The 20,008-nt window shown below is 62.0% G+C and carries 21 protein-coding genes and 1 tRNA gene; 3 read left to right on the forward strand and 19 right to left on the reverse strand.

Features of this window, described 5'->3' with window-relative positions; genetic code table 11:
* Positions 1 to 24: 24 nt before the first annotated feature.
* The 11 genes from nirD to BLR77_RS12685 all read right to left on the reverse strand — a co-directional run bounded on the left by nirD (position 25) and on the right by BLR77_RS12685 (position 11,960).
* Entirely contained in the window at positions 25 to 342 is a 318-nt protein-coding gene (nirD, locus tag BLR77_RS12640) for a nitrite reductase small subunit NirD (protein WP_074678267.1), read from the reverse strand.
* Complete coding sequence (gene nirB / locus BLR77_RS12645) at positions 339 to 2,795, reverse strand: nitrite reductase large subunit NirB (protein WP_074678907.1); 2,457 nt, start codon at positions 2,793 to 2,795, stop codon at positions 339 to 341. The genes nirD and nirB overlap by 4 nt, the downstream gene beginning before the upstream one ends.
* A gap of 352 nt (positions 2,796 to 3,147) precedes the next feature.
* A complete protein-coding gene (locus tag BLR77_RS12650; RefSeq protein ID WP_074678269.1) occupies positions 3,148 to 4,815 on the reverse strand; it encodes a bifunctional protein-serine/threonine kinase/phosphatase in 1,668 nt (555 codons plus the stop codon).
* Between the two features lie 115 nt (positions 4,816 to 4,930).
* Positions 4,931 to 6,142 carry a nitrate/nitrite transporter gene (locus tag BLR77_RS12655; RefSeq protein WP_074678271.1) on the reverse strand — a complete coding sequence of 404 codons (1,212 nt, stop codon included), beginning with the start codon at positions 6,140 to 6,142 and terminating at the stop codon, positions 4,931 to 4,933.
* A gap of 422 nt (positions 6,143 to 6,564) precedes the next feature.
* Positions 6,565 to 6,720, reverse strand: a complete 156-nt coding sequence (locus tag BLR77_RS25600; protein ID WP_021489007.1) for a hypothetical protein — start codon at positions 6,718 to 6,720, stop codon at positions 6,565 to 6,567.
* A 138-nt stretch (positions 6,721 to 6,858) separates the two neighbouring features.
* Positions 6,859 to 7,302 carry a thioesterase family protein gene (locus tag BLR77_RS12660; RefSeq protein ID WP_074678273.1) on the reverse strand — a complete coding sequence of 148 codons (444 nt, stop codon included), beginning with the start codon at positions 7,300 to 7,302 and terminating at the stop codon, positions 6,859 to 6,861.
* 48 nt (positions 7,303 to 7,350) lie between these two features.
* A complete protein-coding gene (locus BLR77_RS12665) occupies positions 7,351 to 8,040 on the reverse strand; it encodes a polysaccharide lyase family 7 protein (RefSeq protein ID WP_074678275.1) in 690 nt (229 codons plus the stop codon).
* 96 nt (positions 8,041 to 8,136) lie between these two features.
* The gene (locus tag BLR77_RS12670; RefSeq protein ID WP_074678277.1) at positions 8,137 to 8,928 is read right to left on the reverse strand and encodes an ABC transporter ATP-binding protein; all 792 of its coding nucleotides are present in this window, start codon (positions 8,926 to 8,928) and stop codon (positions 8,137 to 8,139) included.
* Between the two features lie 182 nt (positions 8,929 to 9,110).
* Positions 9,111 to 9,962: a nitrate ABC transporter permease gene (gene ntrB / locus BLR77_RS12675; RefSeq protein WP_059391968.1), complete on the reverse strand. Its 852-nt coding sequence runs from the start codon at positions 9,960 to 9,962 to the stop codon at positions 9,111 to 9,113.
* A 12-nt stretch (positions 9,963 to 9,974) separates the two neighbouring features.
* The gene (locus BLR77_RS12680) at positions 9,975 to 11,258 is read right to left on the reverse strand and encodes a CmpA/NrtA family ABC transporter substrate-binding protein (protein ID WP_074678279.1); all 1,284 of its coding nucleotides are present in this window, start codon (positions 11,256 to 11,258) and stop codon (positions 9,975 to 9,977) included.
* Between the two features lie 387 nt (positions 11,259 to 11,645).
* The gene (locus BLR77_RS12685; RefSeq protein ID WP_012018520.1) at positions 11,646 to 11,960 is read right to left on the reverse strand and encodes a hypothetical protein; all 315 of its coding nucleotides are present in this window, start codon (positions 11,958 to 11,960) and stop codon (positions 11,646 to 11,648) included.
* A 154-nt stretch (positions 11,961 to 12,114) separates the two neighbouring features.
* On the opposite strand from BLR77_RS12685, the gene BLR77_RS12690 reads away from it, so the two are divergent.
* Positions 12,115 to 12,507, forward strand: a complete 393-nt coding sequence (locus BLR77_RS12690; RefSeq protein WP_074678281.1) for a hypothetical protein — start codon at positions 12,115 to 12,117, stop codon at positions 12,505 to 12,507.
* 140 nt (positions 12,508 to 12,647) lie between these two features.
* Here the strand turns inward: BLR77_RS12690 and BLR77_RS12695 are convergent, their stop codons facing one another.
* On the reverse strand, positions 12,648 to 13,337 hold the full coding sequence (locus tag BLR77_RS12695; protein ID WP_017676831.1) for a crotonase/enoyl-CoA hydratase family protein: 690 nt from the start codon (positions 13,335 to 13,337) through the stop codon (positions 12,648 to 12,650).
* Positions 13,338 to 13,524: 187 nt separating this feature from the next.
* Here BLR77_RS12695 and BLR77_RS12700 point away from each other — a divergent pair, with 187 nt between their 5' ends.
* Both BLR77_RS12700 and BLR77_RS12705 read left to right on the forward strand, forming a co-directional pair.
* Complete coding sequence (locus BLR77_RS12700; protein ID WP_074678283.1) at positions 13,525 to 13,743, forward strand: hypothetical protein; 219 nt, start codon at positions 13,525 to 13,527, stop codon at positions 13,741 to 13,743.
* A 93-nt stretch (positions 13,744 to 13,836) separates the two neighbouring features.
* Positions 13,837 to 13,926 (forward strand) — tRNA-Ser (locus BLR77_RS12705).
* A gap of 96 nt (positions 13,927 to 14,022) precedes the next feature.
* Here the strand turns inward: BLR77_RS12705 and BLR77_RS12710 are convergent.
* The 7 genes from BLR77_RS12710 to BLR77_RS12740 form a co-directional block, all read right to left on the reverse strand.
* Positions 14,023 to 14,286, reverse strand: coding sequence for a Txe/YoeB family addiction module toxin (locus BLR77_RS12710; RefSeq protein WP_074678285.1), 264 nt, complete (start codon positions 14,284 to 14,286; stop codon positions 14,023 to 14,025).
* A complete protein-coding gene (locus BLR77_RS12715) occupies positions 14,283 to 14,525 on the reverse strand; it encodes a type II toxin-antitoxin system Phd/YefM family antitoxin (RefSeq protein WP_074678909.1) in 243 nt (80 codons plus the stop codon). The genes BLR77_RS12710 and BLR77_RS12715 overlap by 4 nt, the downstream gene beginning before the upstream one ends.
* 52 nt (positions 14,526 to 14,577) lie before the next feature.
* Positions 14,578 to 15,570 carry a phage integrase gene (locus tag BLR77_RS12720; protein ID WP_074678287.1) on the reverse strand — a complete coding sequence of 331 codons (993 nt, stop codon included), beginning with the start codon at positions 15,568 to 15,570 and terminating at the stop codon, positions 14,578 to 14,580.
* Positions 15,571 to 15,639: 69 nt separating this feature from the next.
* Positions 15,640 to 16,917 carry a hypothetical protein gene (locus tag BLR77_RS12725; protein ID WP_074678288.1) on the reverse strand — a complete coding sequence of 426 codons (1,278 nt, stop codon included), beginning with the start codon at positions 16,915 to 16,917 and terminating at the stop codon, positions 15,640 to 15,642.
* A gap of 153 nt (positions 16,918 to 17,070) precedes the next feature.
* Positions 17,071 to 18,261, reverse strand: a complete 1,191-nt coding sequence (locus BLR77_RS12730; RefSeq protein ID WP_074678290.1) for a zonular occludens toxin domain-containing protein — start codon at positions 18,259 to 18,261, stop codon at positions 17,071 to 17,073.
* Positions 18,261 to 18,578: a DUF2523 domain-containing protein gene (locus BLR77_RS12735; RefSeq protein WP_021489701.1), complete on the reverse strand. Its 318-nt coding sequence runs from the start codon at positions 18,576 to 18,578 to the stop codon at positions 18,261 to 18,263. Before BLR77_RS12735 ends, BLR77_RS12730 begins: the two co-directional genes overlap by 1 nt.
* 1 nt (position 18,579) lies before the next feature.
* Positions 18,580 to 19,905: a virulence factor TspB C-terminal domain-related protein gene (locus BLR77_RS12740; RefSeq protein ID WP_074678292.1), complete on the reverse strand. Its 1,326-nt coding sequence runs from the start codon at positions 19,903 to 19,905 to the stop codon at positions 18,580 to 18,582.
* Between the last annotated feature and the right edge of the window lie 103 nt (positions 19,906 to 20,008).

Consider the following 20,008-nt stretch of genomic DNA (forward strand, 5'->3'; position numbering starts at 1 on the left):
CTGAAGCACCTCCCACGAGGCGGACTAGCTGCGTTGCACGAATGCCAGCAATACGCGGCCGCTCTCCACCTTGGCATGGTGCCGGTGAGCGCAACCCACATCCGGCGCCACGGCGTCGCCGGACTCCAGCTCGATCTGCCAGTTGTGCAGTGGGCAGGCCACGCGTTTGCCGTAGATCAAGCCCTGAGACAGCGGGCCGCCCTTGTGCGGGCAGCGATCGTCGAGAGCGAAGACCTCGTCGGCCGCGGTACGGAAGATGGCGATATCGCCCTTGGGACCGCTGACGATGCGCGAGCCGAGCACGTTGATGTCGTCCAGGGCGCAGATATCCAGCCAGTTCATACGGTGGCCTCCTCGAGTTGCACGACGTTGATGCGGTCGAACTCTTTCTTCAGTTGCGGCGTCTCGATGCGCTCCTTCCACGGGTCCTGCTCGAACGACAGGGCGTAGTGCAGGCGCGCGGCCAGGGCCTTGCGGTTGGCTTCGTCTTCCAGCACCGCCTTCTTGATGTGCTCCATGCCGACGCGCTGCATGTAGTGCACGGTACGTTCGAGGTAGAAGGCTTCCTCGCGGTACAGCTGGAGGAAGGCGGCGTTGTACTCGCGCACTTCCTCGGCGGTCTTGACCTTGACGAAGAACTCGGCCACCTCGGTCTTGATCCCGCCGTTGCCGCCGATGTACAGCTCGAAGCCTGAATCCACGCCGATGATGCCGACGTCCTTGATACCGGCCTCGGCGCAGTTGCGCGGGCAGCCGGAGACCGCCAGCTTGACCTTGTGCGGCGACCACATGTTGAACAGATCGTGTTCCAAATCGATGCCCAACTGCGTGGAGTTCTGCGTACCGAAGCGGCAGAACTCGCTGCCGACGCAGGTTTTCACCGTACGGATGGATTTGCCGTAGGCGTGGCCGGAGGGCATGTCCAGATCCTTCCACACGGCCGGCAGGTCGTCCTTCTTGATGCCCAGCAGGTCGATACGCTGGCCGCCAGTGACCTTGACCATGGGCACGTTGTACTTGTCGGCGACGTCAGCGATACGGCGTAGCTCGGACGGGTTGGTCACGCCGCCCCACATACGCGGCACCACGGAGTAGGTGCCGTCCTTCTGGATATTGGCGTGGGCGCGTTCGTTGATCAGGCGCGACTGTGGGTCGTCCTTGGCCTCGCCCGGCCAGGTGGAGATCAGGTAGTAGTTCAGCGCCGGGCGGCATGTGGCGCAGCCGTTGGGCGTGCTCCAGTTGAGAAACGCCATGGTCTGCGCCATGGAGGTCAGATGCTGCTCACGGATCGCCTTGCGGATCTGCCCGTGGTTGAGGTCGCTGCAGCCGCAGATGGCCTTCTCGCTCTTGGGCTTGACGTCGGCGGCGCCGCCGACGGTGCTGATCAGGATCTGCTCGACTAGGCCGGCGCAGGAGCCGCAGGAGCTGGCAGCCTTGGTGTGCTTCTTGACCTCGTCGACCGAGAACAGGCCGTTTTCCTGGATGGCCTTGACGATGGTGCCCTTGCATACGCCGTTGCAGCCGCAGATTTCCATGCTGTCGGGCATGTTGGCGGTCTTGTCGGCGCCCTGGTGGCCGACGTCGCCGATGGCGCCTTCGCCGAACATCAGGTGGTCGCGGATCTCGCTGACGTTGTGGTTCTCGCGGATCTGCCGGAAGTACCACCCGCCGTCGGCGGTGTCGCCGTACAGGCAGGCGCCGACCAGCACGTCGTCCTTGATCACCAGCTTCTTGTACACACCGCCGATAGGGTCGGAGAGGGTGATGGTCTCGGTGCCTTCGGCACCCATAAATTCGCCGGCGGAGAACAGGTCGATGCCGGTGACCTTGAGCTTGGTCGAGGTCACCGAGCCCTGGTAGCGGGCGAAGCCGAGCTGGGCCAGGTGGTTGGCGCAGACCTTAGCCTGCTCGAACAGCGGCGCCACCAGGCCGTAGGCGATACCGCGGTGGCTGGCGCATTCGCCGATGGCGTAGACGCGCGGGTCATAGGTCTGCATGGTGTCGTTGACCAGGATGCCGCGGTTGCAGGCGATCCCGGATTGTTCCGCCAGATCGCTGTTGGGGCGGATACCGGCGGCCATCACCACCAGGTCGGCGGGAATCACCTCGCCGTCCTTGAACTTCACCGCGCAGACGCGGCCCTCGCCGTTGTCCAGCAATTCGGCGGTGTGCTTGGGCAGGAGGAACTTCAGGCCGCGATCTTCCAGCGATTTTTGCAGCAGCTCGCCGGCGGTGCGGTCGAGCTGGCGCTCCAGCAGCCAGTCGCCGATATGCACCACGGTGACGTCCATGCCGCGCAGCTTGAGGCCGTTGGCCGCTTCCAGGCCGAGCAAGCCGCCGCCGATGACCACTGCGTGCTTATGAGTCTTGGCGGTGTCCATCATCATCTGGGTGTCGGCGATGTCGCGGTAGCCGATCACCCCGGCCAGGTCTTTACCCGGAATCGGCAGGATGAAGGGGTTGGAGCCGGTGGCGATGAGCAGGCGGTCGTACTCGGCCTCGCTGCCGTCGTCGGCGATCACCAGGCGCTTCTTGCGGTCGATCTTGACCACCTTGCGCCCGAGCAGCAGCTTGATGTCGTTTTCCGCGTACCAGTTCAGATCGTTGAGCACGATCTCCTCGAAGGTCTGCTCGCCGGCCAGTACCGGGGAGAGCAGGATGCGGTTGTAGTTGGGGTGCGGCTCGGCGCCGAACACGGTGATGTCGTAGAGATCGGGGGCGAGCTTGAGCAGCTCCTCGAGGGTGCGCACACCCGCCATGCCGTTGCCGATCATCACCAGCTTGAGTTTTTGCATGCCGGCCATCTCCTGAATCATTGATCACGGTAAAAAATTGTCGGGAGCAATTTTTAACGTCGCTCCGCGACGGCTCGTAGAGTGGCTGCCAGGGATGGCAGGCCATAAAACAAAAAAGGCGTCCCGCTAGTCACCTAGCGAGGACGCCTTTGTCCAGGTCCCGTTCTATCGGGAAGTGCAGCCTTCTTCGTTGAAGGCCGCGCTTTATTTGTTTGGTGCCAGTAATAATGCAGCGCTTGTGCCAACTTTCTCGAAGCCCGGTTTTCCTGGCTTTTCAGTGACTTGACCGTATCTGGTGGATTGGCTTGTGCACCTTTGCGAGGCATTTTGCGCTGCTTTGGTGCGCAGCCGGCTATTTGAGCAACATGAACGCCAGCAGCAGGTTGAGCAGCAGAGAAACCAGCGCCACGCTGCGCCACACCAGCAGCGGCTCGCGTTCCAGCAGCGGTCGTGGACGGTTGTTCAGGGATTGACGCTCGCCGCTTTCCAGGGCCAGCAGCCATTCCTCGGCGGTTTCGAAGCGCTGCGTCGGGTTGGCGGCTAGCGCGCGGTTCAACACCTCATCGAGCCAGGCCGGCAGGTCCGGGCGGTAGCGGCTGGCCGGCACCGGCTGACCGAAACGCGGGTGCTGGAAGGCCTCGACCTCGCCGTAGGGATAGTGGCCGGTGAGCAGCTGATAGAGGGTCACGCCGGCGGCGTAGAGGTCCTGCTGGGCGCTGGGCGGGCTGCCGACGAAGGCCTCTGGAGCAATATAGCTGGGCGTGCCGGGCAGGCTGTGGGCCTCGTCGCGGGTCAGGCCCGGGCAGTAGGCCAGGCCAAAGTCGAGCACGCGCAGTTCGCCGTCGTCGCCGAGCAGGAGGTTCTCCGGCTTGATGTCGCGGTGGATGATATTGCGTCGGTGCAACAGGCCGAGCGCCTTGATCAGGCGCGGCGCCAGGTCCTGCCAGTCGGCCAGGCTCAGCGGGCCGTTCTGGCCCAGGCGTGCGGCCAGGGTCTGGCCGGCATATTCGCGCTGCACGTAATACAAGTGCTGGCGCTGCTGCAGGGCATGCAGCTCGGGGAAGTGGCGACCGGCGACGCGGCGCAGGAACCATTCCTCCTGCAGCAGCGCCGGGCCGGCCTGCTCGTCGTCTGCGCGGCTGGTTGGCAGGGTCTTGAGCAGCCAAGGCTGATTGTCCAAGTCGCGAACCCGGTAGATCAGCGACTGGCGCGATTCACCGAGCAGGCCTTCGATTTGCCAGCCCTCGAACTCCTGGCCTTCACGCAGGCGCGGCGGCAGCGGCCAATGCTCGAGCTGGGCCAGGGTATCGGCCAGTGCGGCTTCTGGGAGCTGCTCGACGCGCACCAGCAGGGCGCTGGCGTTGTCCTGGCTGCCGGCACGGTGCGCCTCGCCAACCAGCGCCTGGCAGATCGCCTCGGCGTCGTCGCCTTGTTGCAGCAGCTCGCCGATGCGCTTGTCGCTTAGGCATACCCAGACGCCGTCGCTGACCAGCAGGAAGCGGTCGCCGACCTGCAGTTCACCGTCGCGGTAGTCCACTACCAGGTGCTGATCCAGGCCCATGGCGCGCTTGAGCACGTGCTGCATGCCCGGCTGTTCCCAGACGTGATCCTCGGTCAGGCGCAGCAGGTGGCCGTCACGCCACAGGTAGGCGCGACTGTCGCCGATATGCGCCAGGGTATAGCGGCGGCCGCGCAGCACCAGGGCGGTGAGGGTGGTCAGCAGCGGCTGGCCGCCGCCGTTGGCCTGCAGCCAGCGGTTATGTGCGATCAGCAGGCGGTCCAGGCTGTGCTGCACCGGCCAGGTCTCGGGCGTGGAGTAAAAGTCCAGCGCCAGCGCCTGCAGGGTCGCGCGTGCGGCCAGGCCGCCGTCGGCGCACTGGCTGACGCCGTCAGCCAGGCCAAGCAGGTAACCCTTGCTGGCGGCCAGGGCCGGCGCTGGCGTAACCACGCGCAGGGCGTCCTGATTCTCGCTGCGCGGGCCGGTGGCACTGGTTTCGCCGATGCTCAGTTGCAGGGCCATGGGACGGTTTCCGTAGATCTTTGGACCGTAGGGTGCGCCGTGCGCACCAGGCTCGAGGCAAATCGCTGGTGCGCGCGGCGCACCCTACGAGTGTGGCTGGTCGTCGAGAACTCGCTCACACCCGCGCGGCGGTGACTGCAGCGCTACCCCAGGTGGTGCGCCAGCGCTGCTTGACCCCGTGCAGACCGATCCAGGCCAGCACGCCGAGGCTGGCGAACAGCCACAGGCCCAACTGGTAGTCGCCGGTGTGCTGCTTGATGGTGCCGAGGCCGGCGGCGAGGAAGAAGCCACCGATGCCGCCCGCCATGCCGATCAGCCCGGTCATCACGCCGATTTCCCTGCGAAAACGCTGCGGCACCAACTGGAACACCGCGCCATTGCCGGCACCGAGGCCGAGCATGGCAGCGACGAAAAAGGCCAGGGCGGCGGTCGCACTGGGCAGGTTGAAACCCACCACGGCGATGCACAGCGAGGCGATGGTGTACATCATCAGCAGCGTGCGAATGCCGCCGATGCGGTCGGCCAGAGCGCCGCCCAGCGGGCGCAGCAGGCTGCCGGCGAAGACGCAGGCGGCGGTGTAGTAGCCGGCGGTCACCGGGTTCAGCCCGTACTGGTCGCTGAAGTAACCGGGCAGGGCGCTGGCCAGGCCGATGAAGCCGCCAAAGGTGACGCTGTAGAAGAACATGAACCACCAGCTGTCGCGGTCGCCGAGGGCCTTGAGGTAGTCGCCGAAGGCCTTGGGTTTGGGCCGCTCCGGCGCATTCTTGGCCACCAGGGCCAAGATCACCAGGGTTGCCAGCAGCGGGATCAGCGCCCAGCCGAACACGTTCTGCCAGCCGGACAGTGCCGCCAGGCCGGGGGCGAACAGCGCTGCCAGCACGGTGCCGGAGTTGCCGGCTCCGGCGATGCCCATGGCCTTGCCTTGATGCTGCGGTGGATACCACTGCGAGGCCAGCGGCAGGGCCACGGCGAAGGCGGCGCCGGCGAAACCGAGAAACAGGCCGAGCAGCAGCGCCTGCTCGTAGCTGCCGATACCGATCTGCCAGGCGCAGAACAGCGCGACGATCACCACCACCTGGCCGAGCAGGCCTGCGGTCTTGGGTGACAGGCGGTCGCAGAGAAAACCCATCAGCAGACGCAGCACAGCGCCGGCGAGAATCGGCGTGGCCACCATCAGACCGCGCTGCTGGGCGTTGAGGTCGAGGTCGGTAGCGATCTGCACCGCCAGCGGGCCGAGCAGGTACCAGACCATGAAGCTCAGGTCGAAATAGAGGAAGGCGGCAAACAGGGTGGGGGCGTGGCCGGCTTTCCAGAAACTTGTATTCATCGATCACCTCATCAGCGAGAAGGAGCCCGGCCAGGCGCGGTGAGCCGTGGTCGTGGACACGGCGGCCGCGTCTGCCGGGAAGGCCGTGCACTTGTGATGCAGAGCCCTGCGGCCGAAGCCACAGCAGGTTTGAGCGATTGCAGTGCAGGCTCGTATCACGACACCTGCGCCGGCCCCGGTCACTGGGGCGAACACGAAAAAAAACGCCGCTTCACCACGGCCACTGAAGGCGAGGTGAGGCGACGTCTTTGTCGTGAGGGAGGTGGCCGCCGTTGGCTACCTGGTATCAGGGACCAAGCAAGAGCCGAGCCAATCGAGCAGAGGCCCTGGGATCAGGCGCTACGCAGCTTCAGCCAGCGCCGGGCTGCCGCAAAACGAGGCGTTTGCGCCATCGATGCCCCCGAACGGGGCGAGTGCTGCGCTCAGCTACGGTGCGTGCTGAGAGTGGCGTGTGATTGGACGCTGGAAAGTTGGGCAACGCTGGTTGCGTGAGTGGGTAGCGGCAGGGTCAGCAGGGCGATTGCCAGCAGATTGCTCAGCAGCCCCGCCTGACGGGCACGGCGGTAGGTGTCGGTCATCCTCGATCCCCCCTTTTTTCTGTTCTGACCTAGGCGTAGCAGACGAATGGCGAAGTGTCACGGTATTGGCAGCAATAACTGTGCAAGTTTTGCCTGGTGTCTGTATGCCCGCAGCCCTGAAGTATCGGAAACCTGGAGTCAGTCGAGCCGATTGACCTTGGGGAACTTGGCACTGAAGGCGTCCGGCATCGGCACCACCTTCGACTGGCGGTAATCGAAGAACACGAAGCCGGACTTGGCCATGGCCACCAGGGCGCCGTCGGTCGGGCGGGTGATGCGGAAGGTGATGTCGCCGCCATAGCGGTTGAAGTCCATCACGCCGACTTCGAACAGCAACTGGTCGCGGGCATGGGCCTCGGCGCGGTAGGTGGTGGCCAGGTCGGTGACGATGATACCGATACCGCTGCCATCGTTTTCGCGGATGCCGAACTCGAAGAGAAAACGTGCGCGTGCCTCGGAAATCATCGAGATCATCGAGTCATTGCCCAGATGGTTGGCACCGTTGATGTCGGTGACGCGCACGGTCAGGTGGGTGCTGTAGCAGTACTGGTCTTCGGGAAAATCGAGGGTCAGGCGTGCCATGGTCGAGCCGTCGTCGAGGGGAGCGGCGATTGTAAACCGCCGCGTTCCTCAGCGGTGCAGGCTGTTGAGGTGATAGAACGTGACGCGGCCACCTTCGCTATCCGGTCCGTAATTGTCCTGGATATAGGCGCCCGCCTTGAAGTACAGGTACTGCTTGCTCCAGCTGCTACTCAACTGGCGGTAGAGCGAGCCATTGTCGCCATCCGTGCTGGCCACGCTGATGCCGATGCGTCCGCTGGGCGTGACGCGCAGGTCGTAGCCAAAGCGCTCGCCAAGCTGGATGTTCTCGGCCAGCAGGATGTTTTGCACGTTGCTGTCGCCCGGGCGAGCGCGCAGCAGCAGCTCCACCCGGCCAACGCCGCGTCGATAGTGATATTGCAGCTTGAGCAGCGGGTCGTTCTGGCTGCCCGGCACATCGGTGCTATGGATCTGGCCGATCACCACCTTGTTGCGGCTGGGCACCTGGTCGACCTGCAGCACGGCACTGAGATAGCTGTCCGAACTGGCATGGAGCCAGTTGTCGAGTCTGCCGTCGTGCTGGGTTTCGCGTAGCTCGCTGCGTGGATAGCGGGCGTCGGCGGTGGTCGAGCCGGTGACTGGCACCCAGAAGGTCACGCTGCCGTCGGCATTGCGCCGAAAGTAGCGACTTGTGTAACCGTTATTCAGTCGTTCGGTGGTGATGGTGGTCGGCGCCGGTTCGGTGGGAATCGACAGATTCCAGGTGGTGAGATCGAGCACGGGGTTCTCTGCTTGTCGGTTGAGGGCCCTTGTTCGTCCCTGTAACGGGCCAGAGGTTCCGCCGCCCCAGCCCTTGAGCCAGAGCGGTTTTGACGCTCAGGCGGCCGGGCGCTGCTGGCGCTGGTAGAGGAACTCCAGCACGGCGGTACGGTAGGCGTGGTACTGCGGGTCATTGGCCAGCGCCAGGCGGTCGCGCGGGCGCGGCAGGTCGACGGCGAGGATTTCGCCGACGGTGGCGGCCGGGCCATTGGTCATCATCACGATACGATCGGACAGCAGCACGGCCTCGTCGACGTCATGAGTGACCATCACCACGGTGCTATGGGTCTGCCCGACGATGCGCAGCAGCTCGTCCTGCAGGTGCGCGCGGGTCAGCGCATCGAGGGCGCCGAACGGTTCGTCCATCAGCAGCACCTTGGGCTCCATGGCCAGGGCGCGGGCGATGCCGACGCGCTGCTTCATGCCGCCGGAGATCTCGTTGGGCTGCTTGTGCATGGCATGGCTGAGGCCGACCATGTTCAGCGCCTGCTCGGTGCGGGCCTTGAGTTGGGCCTTGCTTTCGCGCGCGCCGAAGACCTTTTCCACGGCCAGGTGGACGTTGCCGAAGCAGGTCATCCAGGGCAGCAGGCTGTGGTTCTGGAACACCACGGCGCGTTCGGGGCCGGGGCCGTCGATCTCGCGACCGTTGCAGATCAGCCCGCCCTCGTTGGCATCGAGCAGGCCGGCGATCAGGTTGAGCACGGTGGACTTGCCGCAGCCGGAGTGGCCGATCAACGCGACGAACTCGCCGCGGGCGATGCTCAGGTTGACGTCTGCCAGTGCCTGGAAGCGGCCTTTCTTGGTATCGAAGTGCTTGCTGACAGCGGTCAGCTCCACGAATTTGTCCATCGGAGTTCTCCCGTTCTGGCTCTGTGTCCCGGATTTAATCAGAGACACTTTCATTTAAAACAAAGACTTGGCATCTATTGTTTAACTGCTTTGTAAGATTACGTAGCCGGATGCACTCCGGGGAAACGGAGATCGCATTCCCGGATTGCATCCGGGCTACGGGGTTGGCCGAACGCGCCTCTTCAGCTTGCGTAGTCAAAGCGTTTGGCGATCAACAGCAGCATCTGCTCCAGCGCCAGGCCGACCAGACCGACGATGATGATGGCGATGAGAATGTGTTCGACGTTGAGGTTGTTCCACTCATCCCACACCCAGAAACCCAGACCGATGCCGCCGGTGAGCATCTCCGCGGCGACGATCACCAGCCAGGCCACGCCAATGGCCAGGCGGATGCCGGTCATCAGGTGCGGCAGCACGGCGGGGAAGAGGATGCGCGTCAGTACCTTGAATTCAGACAGCTTGAGCACGCGGGCCACGTTGAGGTAATCCTGTGGCACGCTGGCTACGCCGGCTGCAGTGTTGAGGATGATCGGCCAGATCGAGCTGATGAAGATCACCCAGATCGACGCTGGGCCAGCTGCCTCGAACACCAGCAGGCCGATCGGTAGCCAGGCCAGCGGCGAGACCGGGCGCAGCAGGCTGATGATCGGCGCGAGCATGCCGGCGAGAAAGGCGAAACGGCCGATGGCGAACCCCAGGGGAATGCCCACCAGCGCGGCGAGGCCGAAGCCGACCCCGACGCGGCCGAGCGAGTTGAGGATGTTCCAGCCGATGCCCATGTCGTTGGGGCCGTTGTCGTAGAAAGGATCAGCGAACAGCACCAGAGCGGCCTGCCAGGTGCTCAAGGGGCCCGGCAAGCCTTCGCTGTACTGTGCCAGCAGCGACCAGAAGCCGATGAAGGCGATGATGCCCAGCAGCGGGGCGATGCCGGCCTTGAGCAGGCTGCCCAGTGCGGCGGCGCTGGGCAGCAAGGCCTGCGCAGAGAGGCGCGGCTTGGCGATTGGCGGCAGCGGTGTTTTCAGGGGCGCATTCATGGTCACCTCCGGTCAGGCTTTGATGGCGAAGGAGTCGGCGTAGGCGGCCGGATTGCTGCCGTCCCAGACCACGCCGTCGATCAGCGTGCTGCTGCGCAGCGGGCTGCTCGGCACGGCCAGCTTGAGGGCGCTGGCAGCCTCGGCGTAGAGCGCGGTCTGGTTGATCTGCGCGGCCACGGCGGCGTAATCCGGGGCATCCTTGAGCAGGCCCCAGCGCTTGAACTGGGTGAGGAACCACATGCCGTCGGAGTGATAGGGGAAGTTGACGCTGCCGTCCTTGCAGAAGGCCATGGCGTGTTCGTCCTTCCAGCTGTTGCCGAGGCCGTCCTCGTACTGGGCGAGGAAGCGCGGCTCGATCACCTGCACCGGCGCGTTGACGTAGGCCTTGCCGGAAATCAGCTTGGCGGTGCTCTTGCGGTTCTCCTCGCTGGCTTCGATGAAGCGGCTGGCGTCGAGAATCGCCATGATCAGTGCGCGGGCAGCATTGGGATATTGCTCGATAAAGGCGCGGGTGGTGCCGAGCACCTTCTCAGGGTGGTCCGGCCAGATCTGCTGGGTGGTGGTGGCGGTGAAGCCGATCTTGTCGAAGATCGCCCGCGCGCCCCACGGCTCGCCGACGCAGAAGCCGTCCATATTGCCGACGCGCATGTTGGCGACCATCTGCGGTGGCGGCACGACGATGGTCTTCACATCGCTCATGGGGTTGATGCCCAGGCTGCCGAGCCAGTAGTACAGCCACATGGCGTGGGTGCCGGTGGGGAAGGTCTGGGCGAAGGTCAGTGGCGTACCGCCTTTCTTCACGTGCTCGGCCAGTTGCACGCCGTTGCTCACGCCGGCCTCACGCAGTTGTTTGGACAGGGTGATGGCCTGGCCATTCTGATTCAGCCCCATCAGCACCGCCATGTCCCGCTGCGGCCCCGCCAGGCCGAGCTGGGCGCCATACATCATGCCGTAGAGCACATGGGCGGCATCCAGTTCGCCGGTGTTGAGCTTGTCGCGCACGCCGGCCCAGGAAGCTTCCTTGCTCGGATTGATGGTCAGGCCGTACTTCTCGCCGAAGCCCTGGGTGGCGGCGACCACCACCGAGGCGCAATCGGTTAGGGGAATGAAGCCGACGGTCAGCGCGGCCTTTTCCGGTGCGTCGGAGCCGGCCGCCCAGGCCGCGCTGCGCAGCGAGGCTGGCGCCGACAGGCCGAGTGCGGCGATGCCGCTCACGGCACCGGCCAGGGCGATGGATTGCTTGAGGAAGTTACGGCGGCTGGTGGCCAGGGGCTTGTTCGAATCACGATCGGTCATGGGTCTAATCCTTGTCAGGCGCATAAACAAAAACGGCGTACGCCAGGCCACCTCCATGAAAGGAAGGTGACCTGACGGACGCCGTTGTCCGTGATCCTCGGCCCGCCGCCGTTGGCGTGCTACGCAGGATGGTTGACAGGGACTTAGCAAGGGGCTTGCCAGCTTTCGTGCGCAGCGGCCGAGTAGCTGTATGCAGCACCTGATAGCTGCAGATCGGATGCCGATCGTTCAATTATCAACTATTTAAAATCAAAGACTTACATCTTCTTTATGAGGTGACTTAGCAGAATGTGCAGTCAGCGCACGCGCGGCACGCCCCCGCATGCTTCTGAGCCAATGCCGTGCATGAGCGGGCGCCGCTGAGCCTTTTTGGTTCGTACCGCACCCTCAGGAAGCCGGTTGAACGCGCGCCTCCTCGACGAAGTCGCGCAGCCAGCGCAGCACTTCCACGGCTTCCCAGCGAGCTGGATCGAACAGTGCATAGGCCAGCCCCTGATAGCCGACCACATCCAGTTGCCGATGGTAGCCAGCGCGCTGCAGCAACGCCTCGATCTCGGCGAAGCAGGTATTGAAGTGCTGACGATTGAAGGGGGTGCGGCTCTCGGTGACGATGCCCTCGAGCTGCAGTTCCTCGACCATCTCGCGTACCCGCTCCAGCGGCATGCGGTTCACTCGGTGTTTCAGCTGCAGTACGTCCAGCATGATGGCGCTCCTGTGCAATCGATCATTTACCTGCGATATAGCCTAATCGAAAAATACTGTACAAATAAACAGTATTGAGTGATATTGGCCTCACTTAGGCGACAACAACCCGTCCACTGCCTGAAGGTGGGCGCCTTGCAAGGGGGTATTGGCAATGCAACAGATGCTGATGACGATTGTGCTATTGGCCCTGCTGAGCGGCTGCGCGCAACCGCAGATAGATCGGCCACAGGCCAACGGTGCCTATCTGGTGATCGAGGGCGAGCAGGCCTGGGCCGTGCTGGTTTCCGATGGCCAGCGCGTCGAGGAGGCGGGCATAGTGCTCGACGTGATTCGACTACCCGGCCATCACTCCAACATTGCCGCCAGTTACGTGATCGAAACGCCCAACTGCGGCAAGCTGCAGTGGCTGACCGAACGTCATGGTGCTGCAGAGGGTGAAACCACGCTGTTGCCGGCCGCCTTCAACGAGCAATTGAGCCAGCCCGGCTGCGTGCTTGCGCAAGGCCTGAGCCGAGCCTGGACGGCCCTGGACTACTCTGGCTGATCCGTAGGGTGCGCCGTGCGCACCAATATGCGATATGCACCGACATTCGACGGCGGACTAACCAGCGAGATGCGCAAAAAAAAGCGCCGCGACCTCAACGGAAGCGGCGCTTTTCATTTATGGGTTACCGAGCGTTGCGTTTAAAGCAGGTGTTGCTTGTCCATCTCGATGGCGGCATCGAGGGTTTCCAGCAGCGCCTTGCGCACCTTCAGCTTGGTGTTCTTGTGCGCCGTCATGTTGATCTTCTTCATCTGCTGCGCCACCGCCTGAGTGGTAGCCAGCAATTGCTCGGCTGGCACCACCTTGTCCAGGAAGCCGGCATCCACCGCGCCAGCCGGGTCAAACATCTCGCCATTGATCACCGAACGGTGGAACGCCGACTTGCGCAGGCGATCACGGGCCAGCTCGATACCGACGTGGTGCATGGTCATGCCGATCTGCACTTCATTCAGGCCGATATTGAACGGACCTTCCACGCCGATGCGGTAATCGGCCGACAGCAGGATGAATGCACCTTTGGCCACGGCATGACCCGGGCAGGCGACGATGATCGGGTAGGGGTGGGCAAGCATGCGCCGCGCCAGAGTAGAGCCAGCAGCCACCAGGTTGATTGCATTCTGCGGGCCCGAGGTCATCACCTTCAGGTCATAGCCGCCGGAAAGAATACCCGGCTGGCCGGTGATGACGACGATGGCGCGATCCTGCTCGGCGCGGTCGAGGGCGGCATTGAACGCAGCGATCACGTCAGGCGAGATGGCATTGACCTTGCCATTGCTCAGGGTGAGGGTGGCGATGCCGTCTTCGAGTTGATAGCTGATCAGGTCGCTCATGGCGGTTTTCCTTGTTAGAGCCTTGGGGGCGAATGTGGGCAGAAGGTACTCAGCCGAAGCGCTCTGGTAAAGCGCCACGGCTGACTGGCTGGTCAGTGTTTTTGCCTATCGCGGCGATGCCGGATGGCAATTGGTCGAACACAAAGCCGGGCCTTTAAGGTGAGCAGCGAACCGAAGGAGCTGCCCAATGAACACTCTCTACTCCATCCTTTATATGCTTGCCGTGATCGGCCTGCTGCTGGCATCGGTCGTGCTCAGCGAAACCCTCTACCTGCGCAGCCCATCTGGCGTGCTGCTGCTATTCGGCTTGGGCCTGTTCATGTCCCTGGGTTTTCTGTTGTTCGGCCACATTCGCTTCGACGAGCAACCCTGCGAGGAGCACGACGAAAACCCGCTTCGCTCTTAAGCGCATGAATCCTTTAAAAAAAATTTGCCATCGAGAAAACATTCGACTACATTAGCGCGCCTCGACGGGGTAAACGCCAAAACGTCGAGATCCGGTGAAGTGTCCGAGTGGTTGAAGGAGCACGCCTGGAAAGTGTGTATACGGGAAACCGTATCAAGAGTTCGAATCTCTTCTTCACCGCCACTTTCGCAATACCTAAAGCCCTGAGAACTGAGAAGTTTTCGGGGCTTTTTGCTTTCTGGCTTTCGGCAGGTGTCGAAAAAGTGTCGAAAGCCCGATTTACTCGTAGTGCGACCAGAGGCGGAGCACTTTGACGGTCTGTTCATCCTGCAGCACCTGATAGACCAGGCGATGCTGAATATTGATACGTCTGGAGTAAGCGCCGGCTAGATCCCCGACAAGCTTTTCGTAGGGCGGAGGGTTCTGGAACGGGTTTTCTCGCACGACTTCCAGCAGTGCCTTTGCCTTGTCTTTCAAGCCCGCCGAAGCGAGCTTCTGTGCGTCTTTCTGTGCCTGTTTCGTGTAAACGAGCTGCCAAGTCACCAGTCCAGTTCCTTAGCGCATTCGTCTACAGGTTCTGCCATGCCTTCCTTGATGGATTCGCGCATGCCAGGAATAGAGAGTAGGTACAGGGTTTCCTGAATGGCGTCCCAATCCTCAGCCGAGAGCAGGACAGCATTTGTCCGCTTGCCAGAGATCAGAATGGGCTGGTGAGATTCGGCGGATTGATCCATCAGCCGATAGAGGTTGGTGCGTGCTTCGCTTGCTGTAAGGGTGCGCATGGAGCAGTTCTCCTGAGTCATGCCGCAAGCGTACGCCAAAACGTACGACATGTTAATGCCCCTCGTCGGTTAGTGGGTTAAGTCGCAATGCGTCCTGCAGGTGATCGGGCGAAAGGTGCGCATAGCGCATGGTCATTGCCAGTGAGGTATGGCCCAGGATCTTCTGTAGCGTGAGGATGTTTCCACCTCGCATGACGAAGTGGCTGGCGAAGGTGTGCCGTAGCACGTGCGTGGCCTGGCCGGCCGGGAGCTTGATCGAGGTCTTCTCCAGTACACGGCTAAAGGTCAGCATGCAGTTGGTGAACAGGCCGTGACGCTTGAAGTAGATCTGCAGTGCCTTTTCCAGTGCGCTATCGATAGGAATCGACCGGGTTCGCTTCGACTTGGTATTGGCAAAGGTCACCATGCCGTTTCGTACCCGCTCAGGTGTCAGCGCCTGAGCTTCTCCCCACCTGGCCCCTGTGCTCAGACAGACGCGAGCGATCAGGCCGATTCCTGGGCTGGTCGTGCGGTCATCCAGGGCCTCGAGCAGTTCGGCTATCTGGCAGGTCGAGAGGAAGGAAATAGGGCGTTCCTGCAGGCGTAGCGGGCGGACGTTGGCCAGCGGGTTCGGGTAGTCGATATCGCCCAGGCGGTGCAGCTCGTTGAACAGGGCTTTCAGGTAGCCGAGCCGGTTGTTCATGGTCTTGCCTTGAATGCCTGCCTTGAGCAGCTCGCTGCGTGTTTCGCAGAAGGCATTGCCGGTGAGCTTGACCGCGATGGGGTCGCCCAGGTCTTTAGCCAGGTTCTGCAGGGTGCGGAGGATCGCGGCACCATCAGCCAAAGCATGGCCGTGCAGTTCGTGATACCGGGTGCAGAGTTCAGATAGGCGGCGACGGTCTTTCGGCTTGGGCGTCCAGGCTGGCGAGTCGATGCAATTGGCCCTGCAGGTCGCTTCAAAGCGCTGGGCTTCACCCTTGGTCTTGAAGGTCTTGCGAAAGCGCCGGCCCTTGATGGGTTCAACGTCGACCTTCCAGCGACCATCACTCAGTTGCTCAATTGCCATGGTGTTGGCCCTGGCCAAGCGCGTGAACGTCAGCGTGTTTGTCTTGTTTGTGTATTTGGCAAACAAACATCAGACAGCACGCCCCCAACGCACATGCCGTTCTTCAAGGATGCCTTTGATGTGCTTATACAGCCCGTCTTCATCCATGCCTTTGGCGGCATAGTGGTCGCGGATCACCGGCCAGCACTCCCAATCCTTGAGCCGATAGAAAGCCTTTCTAGCGCCCACTCGCTCCCGTGCCAGCAGGCTGACGAAGTTTCCCAGGAATAGCTCGACGTTCTTGCCCGAGAAGCCCCGCGATGTCTTGTATTGGCGCTTGTACTCGGTGTCATCCACCAGGGAATCAACCGGCAGATCCACGCGCACATCGTCACGGATCAGCGTCCAGATGGGCTCAAAGTAGCCAGGGCGAGCCAGCAGCTTGAACTGGCGAAGGCCATAGCGCCACAGGCCATCTAGGTGCGGAGCAAAGGCGGCATAGCTGTTGGTTTCGATGGTTTCGCCGCTGTGCAGGTCGAACGAGCCCGAGGCGAATTGCTGGATCACCGAGTGGTGGTAACGCAGCTCTACACGCCACACGTCCTGTTCCGGGTTGTAGTTATCGGGGTCGGCTTCGTCGAAGCTGTCGCGACGCCTCCAGACGCCCTCCCAGTAGTCGAGCTTGTCGATGGCTCTGGCCTGTTCGGTCTTGTTGTAAATCCCGAGCTGGACGCCACCCGCAGAGCCGAACAGGTAGGACTGGCCTTTGCCGTAGGTGGCAGACTCCAGCGTCCACTGGATTTCCTTGATGCCGGAGATATCGCGGGCAGAGCGTGCGCGGCAGTGCATGCGGGCGACCAGATCGGCGGGCGGTTGCCAGCCCTGCAGGTCTAGCGCGAGGTGGACCGCGCATTGGTTGCGTTCGACGTTGGTCAGTACGTGGCTGGCGTAGTAATCCAGGCGTTCCTGCAGGCGCTCGGGGCAGAACTGGTCGATGGCATGCGGAGACACCTCGATTTTCAGGTGGGGGCCGATGTTCTCGATTTTGGCGTTGAAGTTCTTCACTAGCAGGATGATCCCCAGGTCAGCATTCTGCAGCTTGTACTGATAGCCAGAGTCCTTGCTGACGCGACCCGAGTGCCAACGCTGGCCAGCGAAATCGACGATGGTCCCCGGCTTCTCGAACAGGCTCATGATTTCCGGGCGGATCAAGCCGCGATAGAGCTGGCGGACGGTATCGACGCTGCAGGCCAGGATTCGGACGTTGGAAAGGTCAGTTATCCGAGCGGTCATGCTGTCGAAAAACAGCCTACCGGTTGGGGTTTTATTGAACTCACGATCAACACGGAGTTGGTCTTTAACTGCCATTTTCTAATGCTCCAAATAGTGCCGAATCGACACGTTTAACCTTGGTTTATCTGACGTGCTACAGGGACGTCAGCGCCCGCGCGGCGGCGCACACGCGCGCTCGTGCCTCGCACGCAACTACACCGCCGCGCATGGCGTTCCGTTGGTGTTCGCTCACAGGGCACCCTGATAGCCGCTCAGCGACGGCCATGCAGCGCCTACCGGTGCGTTAGCGCTGGCAGAAGGGGCAGGGCGCGGGGTCTGGTTTTGGGGAGGCTGTTGCTCTGGCTGTGTCTGAGCAATCTGGCCGTTCGGATCGGGCAGGCGATCAGGCTTTGCAGGATCGAACGCGCCTTCTTCGACGTAGGCCATGCAGGCTTCGAAGGACACCACCGCTCTAGTGCCTTGCTGGGTGTTGCAGCGGCAGCCATACACTTTGCCGTCGCGGTAGCCCAGGACGAGGCGCTTGTGATTCCTGGCCACCATTTCAGGGTCGGTCGAGTACATGCAGGACAGGCGCGGATAGGTCACCGGCCGGGTGATTTCGTCATAGATCGGCGCCGAGCTGGGTACATCGGGCAGGCGTGGCACTCGCAGCGCTATGTACTCTTCAGGCGATAGAGGCGCGGCATTGTTCGGTGCTGGCTGTTGCGCCACGGGTTCGCCGGTCGGTGACGTGGCGCGCGCCTGTTCGACGGCTTCGGTCTGGGGCTTGGGCGGGGCGATGCGCCTTTCATAGATGCCGTAGCCGAAGTAGCCGATACCGATGATGCAGGCGATAAAGACGAACAGCGCCCGAGGCGGCTTGAACTTCATGTGATGTTCAGAGCCTTCGGCGACGGACTGGTACACGCCGAAGTACTTCTTATCGAGTAGGACGCGAGTGGCCTGGCCGTCGCTGAAGTCGTTCTTCTTCTCGACGTCCATGTTCACGCGCTCGAACTCCCAGCGCTTGATGACCTTGCCCTTGTGGCCTCGCACGTAGTGAATATGGGAGTTGCAGAGCTTGCGGAAGTGGGTGTCGATCAGGCCGGGGTTTTGGGTGATGCAGTGCAGCTCATGGCCGCGATGGCGCATGGTTTCCAGGGCGCTGGCGTAGGCGGGGACGGCAGAGCCGGCGGGGCGAACGCGGAAGAAGGTCTGCGCTTCGTCGATGACGATCATGGCGTTCTGTGGCAGCTCGTGCCATTTCTGCGGCTCGTCGAATTCTTGCCAAACGGCCTCGAGGACTTCGGCATTGGGATCGAAGCCACGAATGTTGTGGTAGTAGACCGGGCGGCCTTCTTTCGCGGCTTTGGCGTCTACTTCCTTGATGGTGTTCAAGGTCTTGCCGTTGCCCTGCAGACCCGTGCGCAGGACGAACATCAGCCACCCGCCTTATTGAGCAGGGCAAGGCCGGTGATGGTGCCGGTAATCCGATCCATCCCGGCCAGCATCAGGCGAGCGATGACGGCGGCAATGATGATGTTGATGGCTACATCGACCTTGGCCATGCCAAGGATGGCCGCGACCGGTGGCGGGATGGCGCCGAACAGGCCCTTGATGTAGCCGTCTACGCTGTCGATCAGTTGGCCGATACCGACATAGGCGACGTAGGCAAAGCCCAGGGAAGCCAACGCCCGGAAGACCAGCCCGGAGACGATGGAGCCGAGGAAGGTGGCAAGCAGTGGTAGTAGTGGCATATCAAGACCCCTTGATTCCGCGTCCGATGGAGACTGCAAAGAAGATCGAAGCCAGGGCGACAATCAGCGGGCCGATGGCTTGGGCGAAACGGCAGGCGGGTTCCCAGCTAAACGAGTAGCTGCGGCCCATGACGGAAAAGCTTTGTGGTGACGGGCAGGATTGAGGCAGCCAACGGCCTTTGTTCACGGCTTCGGTGAATAGGCCGCTGACGGCGATGGATTTCTCTTCGAGCTGGTAGTCCTGACCGGCCAGCTCGCGCTCAATGTCGCGCTTGACCTGGTCGTCGTAGTGCCACTGGCAGAGCTGGGCTTTGTTGGCGCGGAGAATGGCGCACTGGATCACGTCACCCTTGCACTTGAGTTCGACGTCACAGCCTTCGCCGATAACGGCAGTGTCCTTACACTCGAACGGATCGACCTTGGGATCGCATTTGTCCTCGTCATCCGGTTTTTTGCACTGGTCTGGATCGGTCAGCGGGTCGCAGTCCCCGTCATCGCCATCGTTGCCATCCCCGTCATCATCGCCACATTCCTCGCCCTCCTTGCAGTCCTTGTCGTCATCCTTTCCGTCATCATCATCGGACGGTGGGCAGACTTCGCCGGTGCTGGGGTCGCAGTCCTCAGGCGGCTTAGGAACGCAGGTAGTGCCCGACCAGACATGGTCGTCACCGCAATCTGGCGGATCAGTCGGGTCGGTGGGATCAGTCGGGTCCGTAGGATCGGTGGGATCAGTTGGCGGAGCGCCGCCAGTAGGGTTGTCGCCGGGCTGGCATTCAGCGCCGGTGAAGGTGCCTACCCCGAAGCAAACGCCCGTTGTCGCACCTTCAAAAGCAGGTTGGCAGCTAGACGTGCCGAGGGTGATACGACAGCCGGCTTCACAGCCATATTCGATAGGGCCAAGACCATTGAGGTCAGGGCGCTGCATTGTCCAAGTGGTGTTCTGGCCTGCCTTGGGTTCGCAATTAGCCGGCGGCGGATCGCATTGGCCGGTTTGAGAGTTATATGTAGATTCAGGATCCTCACAAGATGAGCCCGAACGGTAAACAGTTCCGTAACGATAGTTAATGCCATCATAAGAAGAATGAGTAGCCAAACAAATAAACGAAGTTGAGCTGTTAAACGCGATTCTGCGGGGATCCTTTGCAGGGTGAGCTGGATTATTTTCAAACATAGCAGCCCAAGCACCGTCACACGCAGCAGATGCAGACGAATATCTAGCAGGGCTACCGATATAGGTCCAATAATAAGACTCAGCGCTAACACTCTGAACAAAAGGTAAAGAGAGCAACAAGATAACTAGGGACGACTTGAGCTTAGAGAGATTCATATCAAACCCGCCCAAAGAACAACGCCCAGAACGCCATGACGATGATGATCGTGGTCAGCATGTTGGCGTCCATGGAAAAGCCCTTATGTGAAAAAGCCCGATA

The sequence above is a fragment of the Ectopseudomonas alcaliphila genome (assembly GCF_900101755.1).
Classification (GTDB): domain Bacteria; phylum Pseudomonadota; class Gammaproteobacteria; order Pseudomonadales; family Pseudomonadaceae; genus Aquipseudomonas; species Aquipseudomonas alcaliphila.

Excerpts from the sequence above, each read along its gene's own strand:
- nirD (WP_074678267.1), bottom strand. The coding sequence starts at position 342 with ATGAACTGGCTGGATATCTGCGCCCTGGACGACATCAACGTGCTCGGC.
- nirB (WP_074678907.1), bottom strand. The coding sequence starts at position 2,795 with ATGCAAAAACTCAAGCTGGTGATGATCGGCAACGGCATGGCGGGTGTG.
- BLR77_RS12650 (WP_074678269.1), bottom strand. The coding sequence starts at position 4,815 with ATGGCCCTGCAACTGAGCATCGGCGAAACCAGTGCCACCGGCCCGCGC.
- BLR77_RS12655 (WP_074678271.1), bottom strand. The coding sequence starts at position 6,142 with ATGAATACAAGTTTCTGGAAAGCCGGCCACGCCCCCACCCTGTTTGCC.
- BLR77_RS25600 (WP_021489007.1), bottom strand. The coding sequence starts at position 6,720 with ATGACCGACACCTACCGCCGTGCCCGTCAGGCGGGGCTGCTGAGCAAT.
- BLR77_RS12660 (WP_074678273.1), bottom strand. The coding sequence starts at position 7,302 with ATGGCACGCCTGACCCTCGATTTTCCCGAAGACCAGTACTGCTACAGC.
- BLR77_RS12670 (WP_074678277.1), bottom strand. The coding sequence starts at position 8,928 with ATGGACAAATTCGTGGAGCTGACCGCTGTCAGCAAGCACTTCGATACC.
- ntrB (WP_059391968.1), bottom strand. The coding sequence starts at position 9,962 with ATGAATGCGCCCCTGAAAACACCGCTGCCGCCAATCGCCAAGCCGCGC.
- BLR77_RS12680 (WP_074678279.1), bottom strand. The coding sequence starts at position 11,258 with ATGACCGATCGTGATTCGAACAAGCCCCTGGCCACCAGCCGCCGTAAC.
- BLR77_RS12685 (WP_012018520.1), bottom strand. The coding sequence starts at position 11,960 with ATGCTGGACGTACTGCAGCTGAAACACCGAGTGAACCGCATGCCGCTG.
- BLR77_RS12690 (WP_074678281.1), top strand. The coding sequence starts at position 12,115 with ATGCAACAGATGCTGATGACGATTGTGCTATTGGCCCTGCTGAGCGGC.
- BLR77_RS12695 (WP_017676831.1), bottom strand. The coding sequence starts at position 13,337 with ATGAGCGACCTGATCAGCTATCAACTCGAAGACGGCATCGCCACCCTC.
- BLR77_RS12700 (WP_074678283.1), top strand. The coding sequence starts at position 13,525 with ATGAACACTCTCTACTCCATCCTTTATATGCTTGCCGTGATCGGCCTG.
- BLR77_RS12715 (WP_074678909.1), bottom strand. The coding sequence starts at position 14,525 with ATGCGCACCCTTACAGCAAGCGAAGCACGCACCAACCTCTATCGGCTG.
- BLR77_RS12720 (WP_074678287.1), bottom strand. The coding sequence starts at position 15,570 with ATGGCAATTGAGCAACTGAGTGATGGTCGCTGGAAGGTCGACGTTGAA.
- BLR77_RS12725 (WP_074678288.1), bottom strand. The coding sequence starts at position 16,917 with ATGGCAGTTAAAGACCAACTCCGTGTTGATCGTGAGTTCAATAAAACC.
- BLR77_RS12730 (WP_074678290.1), bottom strand. The coding sequence starts at position 18,261 with ATGTTCGTCCTGCGCACGGGTCTGCAGGGCAACGGCAAGACCTTGAAC.
- BLR77_RS12735 (WP_021489701.1), bottom strand. The coding sequence starts at position 18,578 with ATGCCACTACTACCACTGCTTGCCACCTTCCTCGGCTCCATCGTCTCC.
- BLR77_RS12740 (WP_074678292.1), bottom strand. The coding sequence starts at position 19,905 with ATGAATCTCTCTAAGCTCAAGTCGTCCCTAGTTATCTTGTTGCTCTCT.